This is a genomic window from Modestobacter muralis (genome assembly GCF_010682105.1).
GTDB classification, from domain to species: Bacteria; Actinomycetota; Actinomycetes; order Mycobacteriales; family Geodermatophilaceae; genus Modestobacter; species Modestobacter muralis.
Genome location: NZ_JAAGWH010000066.1, coordinates 24,842 through 40,600, shown reverse-complemented (window position 1 = coordinate 40,600; position 15,759 = coordinate 24,842). Strand labels below are relative to the sequence as shown.

Genomic DNA, 15,759 nt, shown 5'->3' with positions numbered 1-15,759 from the left:
CCGCTCTGTGAAGGCTGCTCGCCGGCCGCAGCAGGCAGCATGGCGCCGCGCCGTGTCACCGGCTCCGGTCCGCCCCGCTGGGCTCAGCAGCTCACGCCGTCCGGTGGGTCGGTGGACAGCTGGGCTGGTCGCGGCGGTGGCTGTCGTCTCACTCGGCCCCTTGGCCGCGCCGGCGCAGGCAGCGCCGAGCAACCCCAGCGATGCCGATCTCAGTGCCGCCCAGTCCAGCCAGGAGCAAGCTGCCGCTGAGGTCGGCCGCCTGGCCGGGCTGCTGTCCGGCGCGGAGAGCGACCTGGAGCAGGTGATGGTGCAGGCCGAGGCGATCAGCGAGGCCGACCGCATCGCCCAAGGCGAGTTGGAGGCCGCGGAGGAGCAGGCCGTGGTGACCGCAACGGAGCTGCAGGCGGCCCAGCAGGCGGTGACCGTGGCCCGGGCCGATGTGGCCACCGTGGGCCGGGAGCGGTACATGGCCAGCGGAGACCTCAGCGGCATCGCCGCGCTGATCAGCGCCGCCGGGCCCGACGAGCTGCTGGAGGGGGCGGCGACCTTGCGTCTGCTCGCCGATCAGCGCACCGCCACGCTGGAGGGTCTGCGCGTCGCTGAGGCCGCCCACGCCGACGCTGATGCCCGGGCGAAGACGGCGGTCGCCGACCGCGCGCAGGCTGCCGAGCAGGCGACCGCTGCCAAGGTGGCGGCCGATGAGCAGGTCGCGGTCTTCCAGGCCGCCACTGACGCCCTCGCCGCACAGCGCGCCACGATCGAGACGCAGCTGCAGGAGGCTCAGGTGCGGCTGCTGTCCCTGCAGGGGCAGCGCAACGCCTATCAGGCGTGGCAGCAGCAGCAGGCACGGGAGAAGGCCGAGGCCGACGCGCAGGCAGCCGCGGCCGCGAAGGCTGCGGCGCAGGCAGCGGCTGCCGCCCGGGCGGCGGCGCAGACGACTCCCCCGGTGAAGACCGCCACGCAGCCAGCTTCCCCGGTCAAGGCAGGCTCTCCTGCCACCCCGCCGGCGACCGGAGGCAAGCAGTCCCCTGCTCCCGACGTCGTCGGTGCTCCTGCGCCGCGGCCGGTTTCCGGTGGCGGTGCGGCCCCGACCAGTGGCCGGTTCACCACGTGCTTTGAGATGCGCTGGGGAGTCATGCACAACGGTGTGGACATCGCCGCCCCGATCGGCACGCCGATCTATGCCCCCGCTGCTGGAAAGGTGGTCCGTGTCGGGGAGGCCAGCGGTTACGGGCTGGCGGTCTACCTGCAGCACGATGACGGGTCGGTGTCGGTCTATGGGCACATCAACGACTACTTCGTGTCTGCCGGGCAGCGGGTGTCAGCCGGCACGGTGATCGCCGAGGTGGGCAACAAGGGGCAGTCCACCGGCCCGCATCTGCACTTCCAGGTCAACACCGCCGGCCTGCACGCCGGCGCGGTGGACCCGATCTCCTGGCTGGCCGACCGCGGGGTCTCGATGGGCGGCCGCTGCTGACCTCGAGCAGCCGGTCAGCTCGGGCAGCTGGCACACCGGCCCGTTGGCGCAGCCGAGTGGTTCTTGTCGCCGTGACTCACCGCGCCTTGGTCTCTCCTCGGCCGGGCCAGCACGATCCATCCGGTGGGGCCACGGGCTGCGCTGCCCGTGGCCCCGCTGAGGGATGGCCCCGGCCGGGATGGTCAGCCGCAGGACCCGCCCAGGGACAAGCCGCGCGCGGTGAGCCAGGGAACGGGGTTGGTGCGGTTGACGTACAGCCCGCCCTGGTGCACCTCGAAGTGCAGGTGGGCGCCGGTGGACTGGCCCTTGTTGCCCACGGCGGCGATCTGCTGCCCCGCGGTCACTCGCTGCCCGGCGGCGACGGAGTAGCTGTCGATGTGGCCGTAGAGGGTGATGGAGCCATCGGCGTGCTGCAGGTAGACGGCCAGACCGAAGCCTGATGCGGGGCCGGCTTGGAGCACCACGCCATCGGCGGGGGCGTAGATGGGGGTGCCGATGGGGGCGGCGATGTCCATGCCGTTGTGCATGGTCCCCGAGCGGGTGCCGTAGCAGGAGGTGACCCGGCCGGTGGTCGGGATGCCGGCGCCGGCGGCGCTCCGCTCGCTTCCACGGGACGCCGCCTGGTTGCCCCGTTCGGCCGGGGCGGTGCCCCCGCTGGCCGGCTCTGCAGGTGCGGCGGGGATCGCGGTGCTGCGGGCCCGCTCGGCAGCTGCTGCGGCCGCGACTGCGGCGCTGCGGTCCTGCTCGGCAGCTGCTGCGGCTGCCGCTTCACGGGCGAGGGTGGCCAGCCGCTCCCGGGCCTGCTGCAGCTGCTGCTCCAGCGCGGCCCGCTCCCCCACGGCGGCGTCATAGGTCTGCTGGGCGGCGGCGAGCTTGTCGTTGGCGACCCGCTCGGCCTCCGCGGCGGCCTGGGCGGCCGCGTCGCGGGCGTCCACGGCCGCCTTGGCTGCCTCGGTTGCTGCCTGTTGCTGGACCTGGACGACCTCGAGCTCGTCGAGCTGCTCGGCCCGGGCCTCCCCGAGGTGGTCCAGGGTCGCGGCCCGGTCGAGCACCTCATCGGGGCTGGCCGCGCCGAAGAACGCCGAGGCAGCACCGTAGGCTTCCGCGCCCATGTAGCTCTGCCGGCCCAGGGTCGCGACGTCGGCTTGGCTCTGGTCGACCGCCGCGGCGGCAGCCGTCAGCTCCGCGACCCGGGCATCGGCCTCCTGTCGGGCGGTGGCCAATTCGGCCTGGGCGACCAGGCTCTGGTCGGCGACCGCTTCGGCTTCTACGGTGAGCCGCTGCAGGTTCTCCTCCGCGGCCGCCACGGACTCCTCGATGCCGCGCAGTGCGGCCTCGGCCGCGGCGAGCTCGGGCTGGCTGGCGGGAGCCGGCTCTCCGGGTGCGGCCTGGGCCGCGGGGCCGGTGAGGGTCAGCAGCAGGGCCGCGCTGGCGGCCAGGGCCGAGGCGAGCGCCGTGGTGCGCCGGCGGGGTCGGCGCGGGTGGGGCGGCTGGTGACGGGCAGGGTGGTGCAAGACGATGTCGTGCGATGTCGCCAACGCGACGGGCTCCGTTCTCCCTCACCGTCTACCGAGTTAGCTGACGGGTTCGGGCCGGAGACAGCCCTACTCACCGCGGCACGGTGGCCAGGCGAGATTCACCCCAGGGGAACGATGGGTCCCCGGTCCGCCACCGCGAGCGGTGGCAGTTCGACGGGGTCCGAGTGAGGACCTCAGGGCGAGGTCGTGGCTCACGCAGACCGGACGAAACGCTACTACGAAGCTGAGTAGTTGTCACAGGTCGATAACGTCGGCCAACTACTTCGGCCAGCCGCCGCACGACAGACCCACCCCCATGCTCAGGCGGGCGAGCTCAAAAGATGCCTAGTGTGGGCAGCAGCTGGGCGCTGGCCTCGACCATGGCGGCGGCGTCGGCGAGCGCGGCGCGCTCGATGACGGTCAGGTGAGCCGAGCGGTGCACCTGGTCGACGAGGGCGTCACCGGTGGCCTGCCACTGGTCCGGTGTCCGCAGCGCCGGGTTGACCGGGAGCTGCAGCCGGGCGGCGGCCCGGTCGGCGGCGGCGTAGACCGCCGCGCGGTGCGGGGTGCCGATGACCAGGACGTCGATGTCAGCCGGCGGCGGACCGTCCTGGCCGGCGTACCGGGCCGCCCAGGACCCGAACAGCAGCACCGACTCCACATCGGGTAGTTCGGCGAACTCCTCGGCGATCACCTGGGCCGGGCCGAAGGTGAAGGTCAGCAGCTCGGTGAGCGCCCGGGCGGCGGGATGACCGGCGTCAGCCTGATAGAGGCGGGTGCGACCGGCGCTGCGAGTGACGACCAGGCCAGTGTCGGCCAGGCGGGCCATCTCCCGGTGTGCCGTGCTCAGCGGCACCCGAGCCGCCTGCGCCAGCTCGGTGAGGGCGTACTGGGCGTCTGGGTGCAGATAGAGCTGAGTCAGCAGCTCTGCCTGATGCTGCGACCGGAAGATCGGCATCAGCGAGGGAGACTGACTTCTCATAGATGAGACGATACTTCCAGTAATAGGAAGTGGCTGGGGCTGTTGTGAGCCGTCGGGCTGCCAGCCAGCCCGGCAGATGCAGTGTTTCGCTCCCCTAGGTCGAGGAAGTAGATGAAAGGCCCCACCGACGACCAGCCGGCGCCGGGGAGCCGGCACCGGCTGGTACGGACCGCCCCTCGTGGAGGCGCGGAGTGGAATGCCAGGACCGATGCGTCAGGTGCGGCGCATCAGCTTCGGTGGGACGACCAGGGGTCCTCTCACTGGGTGACGTACTCCGTGTACCAGAGCTCGTAGACGTTCCCGTGATAGGCCTCGATCACGGCCTCCTCGAAGTGGGCCTTCATCGCCTCGCGGTTGGCCTGCACGTCGGTCAGGGCCGCGCCGGAGAACTGCGAGATGGCGATGTCCAACGCCTTCGAGCCATCGGGCTTGGCGCCGCCACCGTGCCCGCCGCCGGCGTTCAGGTCGTAGGCGGCCGACATCTGCAGCGTGAAGCCCAGCTTCAGGTAGCTGCCGCCGGCGAGGTTGATCGCCACCGGCTCGACGGCGAGCACCACGGTGCCGGCCTCCGGCGCCGGCTCGGCCTCGGCCTCACCACTACCGCTGAAGAGGAAGAAGTACGCCGCCGCACCGATCGCCAGGACGGCGACCAGCCCGATGATCAGCAGCTTCTTCTTGCCGCCCTTCGCGCCCTCCTCGTCCGCGGGCTTCTCGTCCTTCTTGGTCTTGTCCTTGCTCATCCGTGGCCTCCCTCGGAGTCGGAGGCGCCGGGTCCGGCGTCCTCGGTGGTGCTGCCTGTGGTGATTGCCTGCGCCGCCGGGGTGCTGGGTGTCGGTGGTCTGGTCTTTGCGGGGGCTGCGCCGGTGTCCCCACCCACCTCAGTCGGGAGCCTTTGCCACCGTCGGTCGCCTGAGACTGCCGAAGGCCGCTGCGACCACCGAGCTGTTGCTGCCCACCGCATCGACTGACACGACGCTCCCCCAGTGGTTCGGCTCTTCTTTCTGGATCGGCCGCTCACCGGAATCCTTGAATCGGGCGGCGCGGAAGTTCAGCTGCAGCACTGGCGGGGTCGCCGCTACTGGTCTGCAATCGGGCGTGCGCCTGCTGGCCGGCGGGGCACCTGATGCTTGTCCAGGGCCTTGCGGACCGCGGTCTGGGACCGGTCGACCAGCTCGGCGATCTCGCGCAGCGAACGCCCCTCCCGGTAGGAGGCGACGATGAAAGCCTCCAGCCGTGCCTGCAGCAGCGGGTGCGCACCGTCCCGGGTACCGGCGAACTCCGGTAGGGAGCGCAGCTGCGGCCGCGGCGGGTAAGGCACGCGCCGACGCTAGGACGTGCAGGACCTGCCCCCCTGCTGTGCCCGCGCGGCGATATCACTTGTCATCCGGTCGGGTCACATCACAGCCTCAGTTGCCGATAACTGTTGCGATTACTTCGTTTGTTGCGTTTGATGGACGGAGCGGGACGGGAGGCACCTCGTACCGCTGACTGATCAGGAGATCGCCATGACGTCATTGCTGGACCGTCCGGTCACCCCCGATGACGGTGACATCACTGCCGCCGTTGCGGCACTGCCGCACGTCAAGGACTTCCTGGCCACCCACCCCGGCCCTGAGGTCGTCCGCCTGGTCGTCGACGACGAGCACGGGGACTCCCTCACTGTTCCCCGCTCAGCCGTCGAGCTGCTCGCCCAGGTGCTGGCGCACATGGCCGCCGGCCAGGGTGTCTCGATCGTTCCCTCTCAGGCTGAGCTGACCACCCAGCAGGCCGCGGACATGCTCAACGTGAGCCGCCCGTTCCTGATCGGGCTGCTCGAGCGGGGGGACATCGACTTCCGCAAGGTGGGCACCCACCGGCGGATCAAGGCCGCCTCGCTGATGGAGTACATGCGCGCCGACGACCGTCGCCGTAGCGCCGCCGCCGATGAGCTGCACGCTCTCACCCAGGAGATGATCTGACCCCGCGCCTGGCTCAGGCCCCTCGAGGGGAAGGCATCGCGTGGCTTTCGTAGTCGTCTATGACGCCAATGTGCTTTACCCCTCTCTCCAGCGGAACCTGCTGATCGAGGTCGCCCGGGCCGGCCTGGTGCGGGCCACCTGGACCGAGCAGATCCTCGATGAGGTCTTCCGGAACCTGAAGAAGAACCGGCCCGATCTCGACCCTGCTCGGCTGGACCGCACCCGCGTCCTGATGAACGACGCCATCCGGGACGTGCTGGTCCGCGGCTATGAGCCGCTGATCGAGGCCCTGGACCTGCCTGACCCCGATGACCGGCACGTCCTGGCCGCCGCGATCAAGGTCGGGGCTCAGACGATCGTGACCAACAACGGCAAGGACTTCCCCGCCGAGCGTCTGGCCGGCTGGGACATCGAGGCCAGCAGCGCTGATGACTTCCTGCACGCGATGGTCGACCTGGACCCCAAGGTCGTGTTCGCCCTCGTGCAGAAGATCGCCAGTAACTTCAGCAGGCCCCCGATGGACGTCGACCAGGTGCTCACCGCCCTGAGCAACGAGGGACTGGTGGCCACCGTGGCCGCGCTCCGCTCCTGACCGCAGCCCCGCAGCGGGCCGGTGACGCCTGCAGCCGGGGTGCCGTAGCCGCTCAGCGCGGCCGGCAGCTGCGGGAAGTGCTCACTGGCGTGGCCGGCGAGCGCGTCGGGCCGCCAGGCCCGCCGGCAGCTTGCTGACGGGGGTCCCGACGCGCCAACGGCGGGACGTGCGCGCGACCCCCGCAGGAGCCCCGGCACCCGACCGGCGGTGCAACTGGGCGGGTGCCGGGCCGCTGGGGCGGGGCCGCCGGTTGGCGGCCCCGCCCCAGGTCAGTCGTCGGCGAGGTCCTCGTCCGAGTCCTCGTCGGTGGTCGGGTTGGATTCGGTGTCGTGGTCGCTGGTGCGCGCGTCGATCGCGTCGACGATGCGCTGCTCGACCTCGGCCAGGGTGTAGCCGCATGCGACCAGGAACCGCAGCCACCGAGCGTCGCTGGCGCTGGGGTTGCGCCAGGTGCCCTTGTGGAATCCGGTTTCGATCGCTCCAGCGACGTGGCCCAGCAGCGCGACCGGCAGCCGCCCGTCGCTCAGCGGCTCACCGCTGGTCAGCGTCGGCTCGCCCTTCACGGTCGACCACAGGCCGGGGGCCTTGATGTGCAGGTCCGCGCTCGCCCCATCCTGGGCGGCGTTGGACTGCCCCGACAGCCACCGCGACACCGACCGGGGGTCACTCGTCATGGTCTCGACGGCGAACCGAAGCGCGCCCTTGGGTGCGGTCTTGCGCAGCAGCAGCGCCCGCACCCACTCCCGCCGGGTCTCGTTCGCGGCCGCCATGTCGCGGTTGCCTGCGATGACGGCGCGGCGGGCGTCGCTGGCGAGGGCGCGCTCGGAGTCGGTGACGGCGGCGGTGGGCAGCATGGTCGACCCGCTGCAGCGGTTGGCGTGCCCGAACCCCGCCGGGTCGGTGCACACCTCGACGGCGTGCACGCCGTTCCAACTGTTGGACAGGTAGACCGCCGACCCCTCGCACGCCGCATGGGCCTCGGCGGTCAGGTCCGCCCCGTCGTGGGCCAGCTGGCTGAGGCGGGACAGCTGCGCGCCGTCTCCCGTCTCGAGCACCCGCCGCCCGGCCTCGGTCAACTCGGCCAGCAGGGCGGCGGCCCGCTGGGCCTGCTCGCGGGCGTGCTTGGCGCGGGTCAAGGCGTGGGCGAACTGCCCCGGCCCGGCGGTGGCGGCTTCGATCAGGGCGGCGGTGGCGTCGGTGTCGTCGGCGTAGACGGCGACGGCAGCGGCCTGGTCGAGGGTCAGGTCGGCGGCCGTGACAGCGGCGGCGGTGGCCTCGTTCAGCCGGGCGACCCCGGCGGCCTTGGCGACGCGCTTGCGGCCGAGGCCGGTGCCCTTGGCCACCTTCGTTACCGACTCGCCCAGGTCGATCATGGCCTGCACGCCTCGGGCCTCCTCTACGGCCGACAGTCCGGCGCGGTGCAGGTTCTCCGACAGCATCGCGCCGACGTGGCGGGCCTGCCCGGCCCGGTCCTCAGCGGTGGCGGCCAGGTCGTGGCGCACGATGCACGCCACCGCGACAGCGCGGGCGATGACGGCGGCGGCGGCCCGGCGGTGACCGGCGACGAGCTGGTAGCCGGGCACTCCCTCGGCGTCGACGTGCGGGACGACGGTCAAGGCCTCCAGCACGCCCTGGGCGGTGATGGAGTCGGCCAGGCCGGTGAGGTCGCCCAGGTCGTCGCGGACGTTGCGCGGGTGGACCCGCAGGGTGGCGGGGTCCAGCCACTTGAACTCGTGCGCGGACCCGGTGCCCTCCCCCGTCCCGTCGCTCTCGCGGCTGTTGGCGCTGGTGGCCTCGTGCTCGGTCTGCTGCTCCTCGGTCCCGGCACCCTCTGCGATCTGCTCGGTGAGGACGGCGGTCACGTTGGGCTCAACGGCGGGGATGGTGCCGGTGCCGGGAGTCTGGACGGTGGTCATGTGGTCCTCCTGATCGTGAGCCGAAGCCGGATCGGGAGGGGTACGGGACTGGTGTCCTTCCACCACTCCCCCGGCCCGTCCGGCAAAGAGCTCTGCTCAGGGACCTGGAGCGGAGGAGCGGAGGACGGCCGGAGTCACGATGCTTTGACAGCGAAGCGCCCGCAGGGTCAAAGGATCATGACTCCGGACGGCCGGAGTGGGGCGCGGAAGGTCCCTACGCTGAGCTGCCGGACGGGTCGGGGGCGCTCGTTGGTGGCAGCCCGCCGAAGGCGGTCCGATCGACGGCGCAGCCGGCGCCCCGCGGAGCGGGGCCCGAAGGGTGCTGGTGGGCCGTCGCCGCCATACCGCGGTGCCGCAGTGCCGCAGTGCCGCAGTGCCGCAGTGCCGCAGTGCCGCAGTGCCGCAACAACTCGGTGCTCTCCTGGGCTGGGTCGGCCCTCGGAGCTGGCTCTGGTGCGGCCTCACATGATCCCGTCATAGAGGTAGTGCGGGTAGTTCTCGTCCTTCACCGGCGGGATGCCATCAAGGGGGACCAGGGCCTGGGTGAACAGGGTCCACTCGCCGGTGGCCACCTCAATGACGCGAGCCTCGAGGTACTCCAGGGGGCCGGGCTGGTTCTCCCCGCCCATCATGTCGGCCAGGTGCAGCCGGCCAAAGGCGACGCTGGCGCAGGGCTGGCAGCAGTGCGCGCTGATGACGCTGTTGTCGTGGCTGCGGCGGATCTCGTAGGTGACGGCGAGCTGGGTGATCTGGCCGGGACGGGTGTTCAGGGGCTTGGTCATGGGGTGAGCGTGGGCGCCCCGGTGTTGTTGCGGGGCGGTCATTCCGGCTTTTGTGGACAACACCTGGGTGTGTGGACGCCGGTGCCGCCATCTCGTCGGTGGACGCTGGGATGCCGCGAGGCGGGACGCCCGGGCTCGATGCCCGGTCGTCCCGCGCCCACGCCGGATCGGCGGCGGGCGCCCGGCCTTGATGACCGGGCGCCTGCCCTCAGATCAGCGCCGGGCCTGCCGCTGCTGCTCCTCCCAACGTTCCGCGTAGGTGTCGCGGGACTCGATCTCGTCCAGCGTGAGGGCGGGCCACAGGGCGGCGGCGAGGCGGGCGACGGTGTCGGTGACGTGCACCAGCCGCTGCAGGGCCTGCGGGTCGTGCAGGAACAGCCGCAGCGCGCCGACGCCGACGATGACGTGTCCGCGGCCGCCGGTGCTGTCGTTGGCGACCGCGCCGTTGCGCTCAGCGGGCTCCTGGTGGCCCTGCAGCCGCACGACCAGGCACACCTCCTGGGTATTGGCGATCAGCTCGTCGGGCAGGCAGTAGGTGCTCCGCTGCCGGAACGCCGTGCGGCCGAACTCGGCGGCCTGGCTGACGCTGGCGGCGAAGGCGTCCACGGCGGCCAGGTCGAGGAAGTAGATCAACACTCCGCCGATGCGGGCCTGGATGTGCTCCGCGCTGTACTGCGCCATGTGTCCGGTCTCGACCGTCACGGCTCCGGCGAGGTGGACGGTGGCGCGGACGAACTGCTGACCGCTGGTGCCCGGGTTGTGGCTGGTCATGGCTGGCTCCCCTGCTCCGCCAGACGACGGGAGGGGATGCGTTCGGGTCTCTGTCTGACCCATTCCCCCGGCCCGTCCGGCAAAGAGCTCTGCTCGGGGACCTGGAGCGGAGGAGCGGAGGACGCCCGCGCTCACGATGCTTTGGCAGCGCAGCGCCCGGAGGGTCAAAGGATCATGAACGCGGGTGGCCGTAGCGGGGCGCGGAAGGTCCCTACGCTGAGCTGCCGGACGGGTCGGGGGTGCAATTTGGTGACAGCCCGCCGGAGGCGGTCAGAGACGACGGCGTAGCCGGCGCCGCGCAGCGGGCCCCTGGCCTGGCCTTTCGCGCACTTCCTGCCATCCTCCGAGCCGCATTGCCGCATTGCCGCAATGCCGCAATGCCGCATCGGCGGAGAGCCGCATGGCGCAATAGCGCAACAAGGACTGCCGGCCGCCGCGCTCTTCGTGCGGCGGCCGGCAGCTCAGTGCAGTGGCCGGAGCATCTGCAGGAGGTCGTCGGGAAGGGGGTGGCCCAGCTTCTCGAGGTGGGCGATGAGGGCGTCGACGGCGATGCCCTGGGTCGTCAGGTCCTCTTCGGCACAGACGACCTTGATGAACCGGTGGACCGCCGGCGGGATGCGGGTGGAGATCTTGACCAGCGCTTCCTGAGGGGCGGCGGCCGCAGCCTGGGTGCCGTCATTGCGGCTTGCCGCAGTGGCGGCACCGTCCGGGCTGACCGCGGGGCCGGCGGGCTGGGCACCTGCAGGCACGAATGCGTGGTCGTCGGGGCGGGTCCTGCGCAGGCCGGCCGAGGGGGCTGCTTGCGGTCGGGGTGCCATCAGGAGGTCACCTTCTCGTTGGCGGCGAGCCACGCCAGGTACTGCGTGTAGAGCACCTCGGGGTCGCGGTCGGGGTGGGCGGCCCGGTAGGTGCCGTCAAGCCACAGCAGTCGGGCCAGGAGGACGTCGACGACGCGGGCGACGGGTTGGGCGTCGCGGCCGAAGTCGTTGAGCGGCACGCCGGCGCCTTCCATCTCGCGGATGATCTGGCGCTCGGGGATGGCCGGCTCCCAGACCGCGGTGTCGAGGTTGGTGCGGAGCTCGTCGACGCGCAGACCTGCCTCGCGGGTGCGCGGGCGCAGGCCGTTGATGATCGCGCCGCCGATGACCAGGCCGGCATTGAGGAAGGCCTGGACCTTCTCGATGGTGTCCATGACCTGCCCGACACCCTCGAGGGAGTACCGGGTGGGCTGGGTGACGATGACGGCGACGTTGGCCGCAGTGAGGGCGTTCTGCACCATGCGGTCCACCGCCGGCGGGCAGTCGATGAGGACGAGGTCCCAGTCGGTGACCCCCTGCAGCGAGGTGCGCAGCCGGCTCTCGATGCCCAGCTCGGCGCTCATGTTGAGCTGGGCGAGGCTGCGGTGGGCGGCGATGACCGACACCCCTGGCCAGGCGGGAGCGGGGACTGCGGCCGCGGTGGCGACGCCGGGCTTGGCCTGGTCGAGGACCTCGTAGGCGGTGAACTCGGCGGTCTCGCCGGTGACGCCGAGGGAGGAGCTGGCGTTGCCCTGCTGGTCGAGGTCGATGACGAGGACCCGCAGGCCCTGGGCGGCGGCGGCTCCGGCCAGGAGGAGGGTGACTGATGTCTTGCCGACCCCGCCCTTCTGGTTGATCACCGCTGCGGTCAACATGGGCTGGTCCGTGAGCAGTGCGGCATGCCGCAATGCTGCCACTGCGGCATGCCGCATTGCCAGCACGCCGCCGGTGTGTCGGTGCAGGTCAGGGCCATGAGATTGGCGCCGCTGCCGCTGCCGCCCGGCACAGCGGGCAGGCCAGATGCCCGTGCACCGGGTGCGGGACGTCGCCGGCGGGCTGCCCGTGGGCGCACGGGGTGCCGATGCGCAGCTGCAATTCGTGCCGTCGGCCGGCGGCCTCGGAGGCGGCGATGAACTCGTCGAGGGCGCCAGGGCGGTCGGCGGGGTCGACGCCACGGAGCAGCCGGGCGAGGTAGGCCGCGGGGTGGTCGAGCTTGGCCGGAATCCTCCAGCCCAGGACCGCGCGGGTGTCGTCGGCGGCGCGCTCGACGTCGCGGGGTGTCCACCCGGCCAGGGCGTGTGGGGTGAGTAGGGGGATCAATCGAGCTGCCGGGACACCCCGCGTCCAGCTCAGGCGCCGCTGGACGCCCTCGGCGAGCCTCCTGGCCAAGGGATGACCTCGTCGGCGGCCTAGGGAAGTGACGCTCTCGGTTGGTGTAGGCCGCGGAGCGGCCTTCCTCGTTTCGGCTGTGGCTTGAAGATGAGTGCTACTTGGGTGAGAAACCAAGCTCTCCTTCGGAGAGCCGGGTGGGGTGTCACGCTCCACAGCGGAGCGGTGGACCTGGGGATGGCTGCGGCTGCGGTGCGGCCGGCGGGGCCGGTCGCGGCGGCTGCACAGCGCGAACTCAGCGGCGAGCTGGCGATGTGTCGATCCCCGGCGCCAGGCCGCCAGTCGTTCCTCGCGGGTGAGGAACGACCGGCCGGCGACGAGCTCGACGACGAAGCCGAGTGCCTTGAGCACTCGGCGGGCCCGCTGGACGGTGGACAGCGAGACTTGGACATCGGCGACCAGCCGGTCGTTGGTGGGGCGGCAGTCCCGTCCGGTGGTGTAGTCGGCGTAGCTGGCCATGCCGCGGGCCACGGCGAGCACGGTGTCGGGCTCAATGTGGTGGGCGCGGCAGACGTCGCGGTGACCCCGAAGGGTGGTCTTGACCTCGGCGGTCCAGTCCGCAGCTGACCACCAGGCCGGCGTGCGGCTGGTGGCGCCGGGGTCTCCGTGGATGCCTGCGGAGACCCGACGGGTGGTGACGGGGCGTTTGAGGGCGCGACTCAGCACCGCAGCCCGGCGGACACGCCGGACTGGTGCGCGAATCTCCAGCGTGGCACTGGCCCGTTTCCGGACAGCGCTCTACGATGAGAGGGCAGCACAAAGCCTCCTGTTGGTGACAGGGCGGGGAAGTGTCGCCGGGCGCGGTGTTGGCGCACCGATCCGGCATCTAGCGGTACAGGGCGGTTCCCCTTGGGGGAGCCGCCCTTCCGCGTTTAGGCGGTCTTGCCGAGCGGCAGCACCCCTTGGTCCTGCGTCGTCGAGCGCGCGGGCGCGTACTCCGGCAGCCCGTGCGCGTTGGCCAGGACCATGGCGACGTACTCGCTGATGGTCATGCCGGCCTCATCAGCCCGGGCGCGCACGACGTTCCCGAGCGGACGAGCCGGCCTGGTGATGATCGAGTCGCGGTCGCCCTTGCTCGGGCGACCCCCACTTGGCTTACGAGACATGTGGCTAGCTAACACCGATGTGATTCAGATACGGAAGACCCGTTCGGCGTGTCGACATGTATCTGAATCGGTCGACTGAGCGACCGGCCCACCAGCGTCAACCACCCAGCCTGGGATGGACGCCATGCGGACCTCGCGGTTTGCAGTTAGCAGCAGCCGCAACTTCATCTCTATGTTAGCGATAACGGGCAAGAGTGCTCGGTTCGCAAATCAGGTGCTCAGGAGAGTCAGCGGAGGGGCGGAAACACTGCGGCCGCCACAGCCGCACCGAGCAGCGCGCCGACGATGACTTGCGGCCAGGTGTGCGCGTCCAGGACGGTGCGGGACCAGGCGACGGCGGCCAGTAGGGGGAGGCCGAGCAGGGCCCAGGGGCCGAAGAGGACGACGAAGATCCCGAGCAGGCCGCCGGCGACGGCGGCGTGAATGGAGACCTTCCACCAGTGGGTGATGGTGAGGACGGCGGCGAGGCCGGCGAGCATCGCCAGCACGAGCGCCACGAGTTCCTGCGGCGCGTCGACGGCGGCGAGCACGGCCGCGCAGACGGCGACCGATGCCAGTGCGATGAGCAGGGGGACTGCGCGCTTGGTGCGGTCCGCGACGTGGTGGTCGCTCCACTTGCCGGCCTTGACGCCCTTGGCGATGTAGCCCATGGGGATGCCGGCGACGAAGAGGGCGGCGAACCCGCCCCAGGCTGCTCCTGCGCCGCTGCCGGCGTTGCGGATGGCGACGACGAGCAGCCCGGTGACGGCACAGAGGGCCGGCCCGCTGACCTCGGTGATGACGCGGGCGATGGAGAGTCGACGGCGGCCGAACCGAGGGGTCGTCTTGGGGTTGGTCTCCACGCTCATGTGCGGGCCTCCTCGGGCGGTGCTGAGTCTCGAGCTGTAGCAGACCGGTAGGCAGCGGCCAGAGCCCCGAGCAGGGCCCGCTCCTGAGCCGGGCTTGCTGCTACAGGCAGCAGCTCGGCTGCCACCGTGCCGGCGGCAGCAGACCAGCCGCCATTGCGGCTTGCCGCCAAGGCGGCAGCGGTCGACTCTACGGTCTTGCGCGCTGACCGGGGTCCAGTGTGGACGCGGGCCCGGGCCAGGGCCTCGGCGATCTCCAGCAGGTGACGGTCGTAGCGGAGCTCAGCGCGGCTGAGGGTGACCGGCGCCGGAGTTGGGAGGGTGACCAGCGGGAAGGCCGCTGTCAGGTCGCTCCACAGCGGGTTCAGCCGTCGGATACCGGCCAGGGCGACCAGCCACCGCCGGGTCGCGGCGATGGCCCGGGGAGCGAGGACGCCGATGGCCAGGGCGCACAGCCCGGTGGTGGCGGCTGCCGATCCAATCGACTGGATCACCTCAGCTCCCTGGCCGGTGGTGTTCTCCAGGAGGACGTAGGTGATGCGGCTGAGGGGGTAGGCCAGGCACACCGCCGAGGCCCAGCCGGTGATCGTCAGGCTGACGGTGCGTGCGCGGTCGCCAGGGGTGGAGGCGTAGCGCAGGCACAGCCGGACGTTGTCGACCAGGACGAATATCAGGTAGCCGTTGAAGACCAGCCGGTAGAACGCAACTTCCGGCAGTGCCCCGTAGACGGCGTCTAGGTCCCCGGCGAACCGGTCATGCACCGGTGCCAGGGCAAAGGCGATGACCATCGCCAGCAGCACGCCGGCGGCCACGGCGAACCGGAGCCGGGTCTGCTCCCGGCGGGGGCGCGGGGTGCGCAGTCCTAGCAGGAACAGCTGTGCGGCGACTCCAGCGAGCACGATGACGCCGTGCTCGAGGAGATCGGACACATAGGGGCCGGTCGCGTCGTCGATGGCCTGCTCCGCGGCCTTGATGCTCACCCCGGCAGCGACCGCAGCGGCGGCCAGGGCGTAAGTGCCGTTGATGAAGCTGGGTGCCTGGGTGAAGCTGCGTAGCCGGGCTGCTGTGGCGATCCAGAACAGGGCGATCGCTGCGTAGGTCACTGCAGCGCTTCGGTCAGCCGCCCCAGCTCCCCACGCTCGGCCGGCCCGCGCTTGGTGTGCGCGGCGCGGATGAGGCTGGTGCCGAACAGCTCGGCCGCGGCCTCGTCGGCCTCGGCGTAACCGGTGCGCGCCATGGCCAGCACCTGCCGGGCTAGCTCGGGGCTCACAGAGGGCGCCAGTGCTTCGATCAGTCCGTCGAGGGCCTCACTGAGGCGCGGGGTGTGGCCCAGCAGCAGGTGTCCCAGCTCGTGGCCGATGATCTGCTCTCTCCGCGCCGGGGAGGCTGCGTCGTCGTAGAAGACGTAGTCGGCCTGCTCGGTGGCCACCCACAGCCCGGTAGGGGCATCGGGTTCGGCGGGGAAAGTCCAGGCGACCAGCCGGATGGGCTTGCCCCGGTGGGCGCCCAGCCGTTCGGTGAGCTCCTCGACGCTCCACGGGACGGGCACGAGCCCCTCAACGTCGGCGAGCGCGTCGCGCACGTCTCGGCGCATCGTCGATCTGGTCATCCATCCCACCTCCCGGAG

18 protein-coding genes and 1 riboswitch are annotated in these 15,759 nt (G+C 71.5%); of the genes, 4 read left to right on the top strand and 14 right to left on the bottom strand.

Annotated features, from left to right (window positions below; all coding sequences use genetic code 11):
• Nucleotides 1-136: 136 nt before the first annotated feature.
• A complete protein-coding gene (locus GCU67_RS22930) occupies nt 137-1,477 on the top strand; it encodes a peptidoglycan DD-metalloendopeptidase family protein (RefSeq protein WP_163613203.1) in 1,341 nt (446 codons plus the stop codon).
• A 182-nt stretch (nt 1,478-1,659) separates the two neighbouring features.
• On the opposite strand, the gene GCU67_RS20390 is transcribed toward GCU67_RS22930, so the two are convergent.
• The 5 genes from GCU67_RS20390 to GCU67_RS20370 all read right to left on the bottom strand — a co-directional run bounded on the left by GCU67_RS20390 (nt 1,660) and on the right by GCU67_RS20370 (nt 5,294).
• Complete coding sequence (locus tag GCU67_RS20390) at nt 1,660-2,991, bottom strand: M23 family metallopeptidase (RefSeq protein WP_246215455.1); 1,332 nt, start codon at nt 2,989-2,991, stop codon at nt 1,660-1,662.
• A 35-nt stretch (nt 2,992-3,026) separates the two neighbouring features.
• A riboswitch (cyclic di-AMP (ydaO/yuaA leader) is annotated at nt 3,027-3,181 on the bottom strand.
• Between the two features lie 147 nt (nt 3,182-3,328).
• On the bottom strand, nt 3,329-3,976 hold the full coding sequence (locus GCU67_RS20385) for an ArsR family transcriptional regulator (protein ID WP_211661805.1): 648 nt from the start codon (nt 3,974-3,976) through the stop codon (nt 3,329-3,331).
• A 257-nt stretch (nt 3,977-4,233) separates the two neighbouring features.
• Nucleotides 4,234-4,716, bottom strand: a complete 483-nt coding sequence (locus GCU67_RS20380) for a flagellar basal body-associated FliL family protein (RefSeq protein ID WP_163613202.1) — start codon at nt 4,714-4,716, stop codon at nt 4,234-4,236.
• A 138-nt stretch (nt 4,717-4,854) separates the two neighbouring features.
• On the bottom strand, nt 4,855-5,037 hold the full coding sequence (locus tag GCU67_RS20375; RefSeq protein ID WP_163613201.1) for a hypothetical protein: 183 nt from the start codon (nt 5,035-5,037) through the stop codon (nt 4,855-4,857).
• 14 nt (nt 5,038-5,051) lie between these two features.
• Nucleotides 5,052-5,294, bottom strand: coding sequence for a helix-turn-helix domain-containing protein (locus GCU67_RS20370; protein WP_163613200.1), 243 nt, complete (start codon nt 5,292-5,294; stop codon nt 5,052-5,054).
• Between the two features lie 187 nt (nt 5,295-5,481).
• On the opposite strand from GCU67_RS20370, the gene GCU67_RS20365 reads away from it, so the two are divergent.
• On the top strand, nt 5,482-5,934 hold the full coding sequence (locus GCU67_RS20365; RefSeq protein WP_163613199.1) for a helix-turn-helix domain-containing protein: 453 nt from the start codon (nt 5,482-5,484) through the stop codon (nt 5,932-5,934).
• 40 nt (nt 5,935-5,974) lie between these two features.
• Nucleotides 5,975-6,526, top strand: coding sequence for a VapC50 family PIN domain-containing toxin (locus tag GCU67_RS20360; RefSeq protein WP_163613198.1), 552 nt, complete (start codon nt 5,975-5,977; stop codon nt 6,524-6,526).
• A gap of 269 nt (nt 6,527-6,795) precedes the next feature.
• Here the strand turns inward: GCU67_RS20360 and GCU67_RS22595 are convergent, their stop codons facing one another.
• The 6 genes from GCU67_RS22595 to GCU67_RS20330 form a co-directional block, all read right to left on the bottom strand.
• Nucleotides 6,796-8,442, bottom strand: a complete 1,647-nt coding sequence (locus GCU67_RS22595) for a ParB/RepB/Spo0J family partition protein (protein WP_163613197.1) — start codon at nt 8,440-8,442, stop codon at nt 6,796-6,798.
• 461 nt (nt 8,443-8,903) lie between these two features.
• Nucleotides 8,904-9,224 (bottom strand): hypothetical protein, encoded by a 321-nt coding sequence (locus GCU67_RS20350; RefSeq protein WP_163613196.1) that lies wholly within the window; start codon nt 9,222-9,224, stop codon nt 8,904-8,906.
• 213 nt (nt 9,225-9,437) lie between these two features.
• On the bottom strand, nt 9,438-9,995 hold the full coding sequence (locus GCU67_RS20345) for a hypothetical protein (RefSeq protein WP_163613195.1): 558 nt from the start codon (nt 9,993-9,995) through the stop codon (nt 9,438-9,440).
• A gap of 461 nt (nt 9,996-10,456) precedes the next feature.
• Complete coding sequence (locus GCU67_RS20340; protein ID WP_163613194.1) at nt 10,457-10,813, bottom strand: hypothetical protein; 357 nt, start codon at nt 10,811-10,813, stop codon at nt 10,457-10,459.
• Nucleotides 10,813-11,667 (bottom strand): ParA family protein, encoded by an 855-nt coding sequence (locus tag GCU67_RS20335; protein WP_163613193.1) that lies wholly within the window; start codon nt 11,665-11,667, stop codon nt 10,813-10,815. The genes GCU67_RS20340 and GCU67_RS20335 overlap by 1 nt, the downstream gene beginning before the upstream one ends.
• An 88-nt stretch (nt 11,668-11,755) precedes the next feature.
• A complete protein-coding gene (locus GCU67_RS20330) occupies nt 11,756-12,181 on the bottom strand; it encodes a hypothetical protein (RefSeq protein ID WP_163613192.1) in 426 nt (141 codons plus the stop codon).
• 165 nt (nt 12,182-12,346) lie between these two features.
• Here GCU67_RS20330 and GCU67_RS20325 point away from each other — a divergent pair, with 165 nt between their 5' ends.
• Complete coding sequence (locus GCU67_RS20325; RefSeq protein ID WP_163613191.1) at nt 12,347-12,748, top strand: hypothetical protein; 402 nt, start codon at nt 12,347-12,349, stop codon at nt 12,746-12,748.
• Between the two features lie 766 nt (nt 12,749-13,514).
• Here the strand turns inward: GCU67_RS20325 and GCU67_RS20320 are convergent.
• From GCU67_RS20320 to GCU67_RS20310, 3 genes are read right to left on the bottom strand one after another with little or no spacing between them, the layout of a single operon-like run.
• Entirely contained in the window at nt 13,515-14,135 is a 621-nt protein-coding gene (locus tag GCU67_RS20320) for a phosphoesterase PA-phosphatase (protein ID WP_163613190.1), read from the bottom strand.
• Nucleotides 14,132-15,235: an MAB_1171c family putative transporter gene (locus GCU67_RS20315; protein ID WP_163613189.1), complete on the bottom strand. Its 1,104-nt coding sequence runs from the start codon at nt 15,233-15,235 to the stop codon at nt 14,132-14,134. The genes GCU67_RS20320 and GCU67_RS20315 overlap by 4 nt, the downstream gene beginning before the upstream one ends.
• Complete coding sequence (locus GCU67_RS20310) at nt 15,232-15,741, bottom strand: ImmA/IrrE family metallo-endopeptidase (RefSeq protein ID WP_163613188.1); 510 nt, start codon at nt 15,739-15,741, stop codon at nt 15,232-15,234. Before GCU67_RS20310 ends, GCU67_RS20315 begins: the two co-directional genes overlap by 4 nt.
• Between the last annotated feature and the right edge of the window lie 18 nt (nt 15,742-15,759).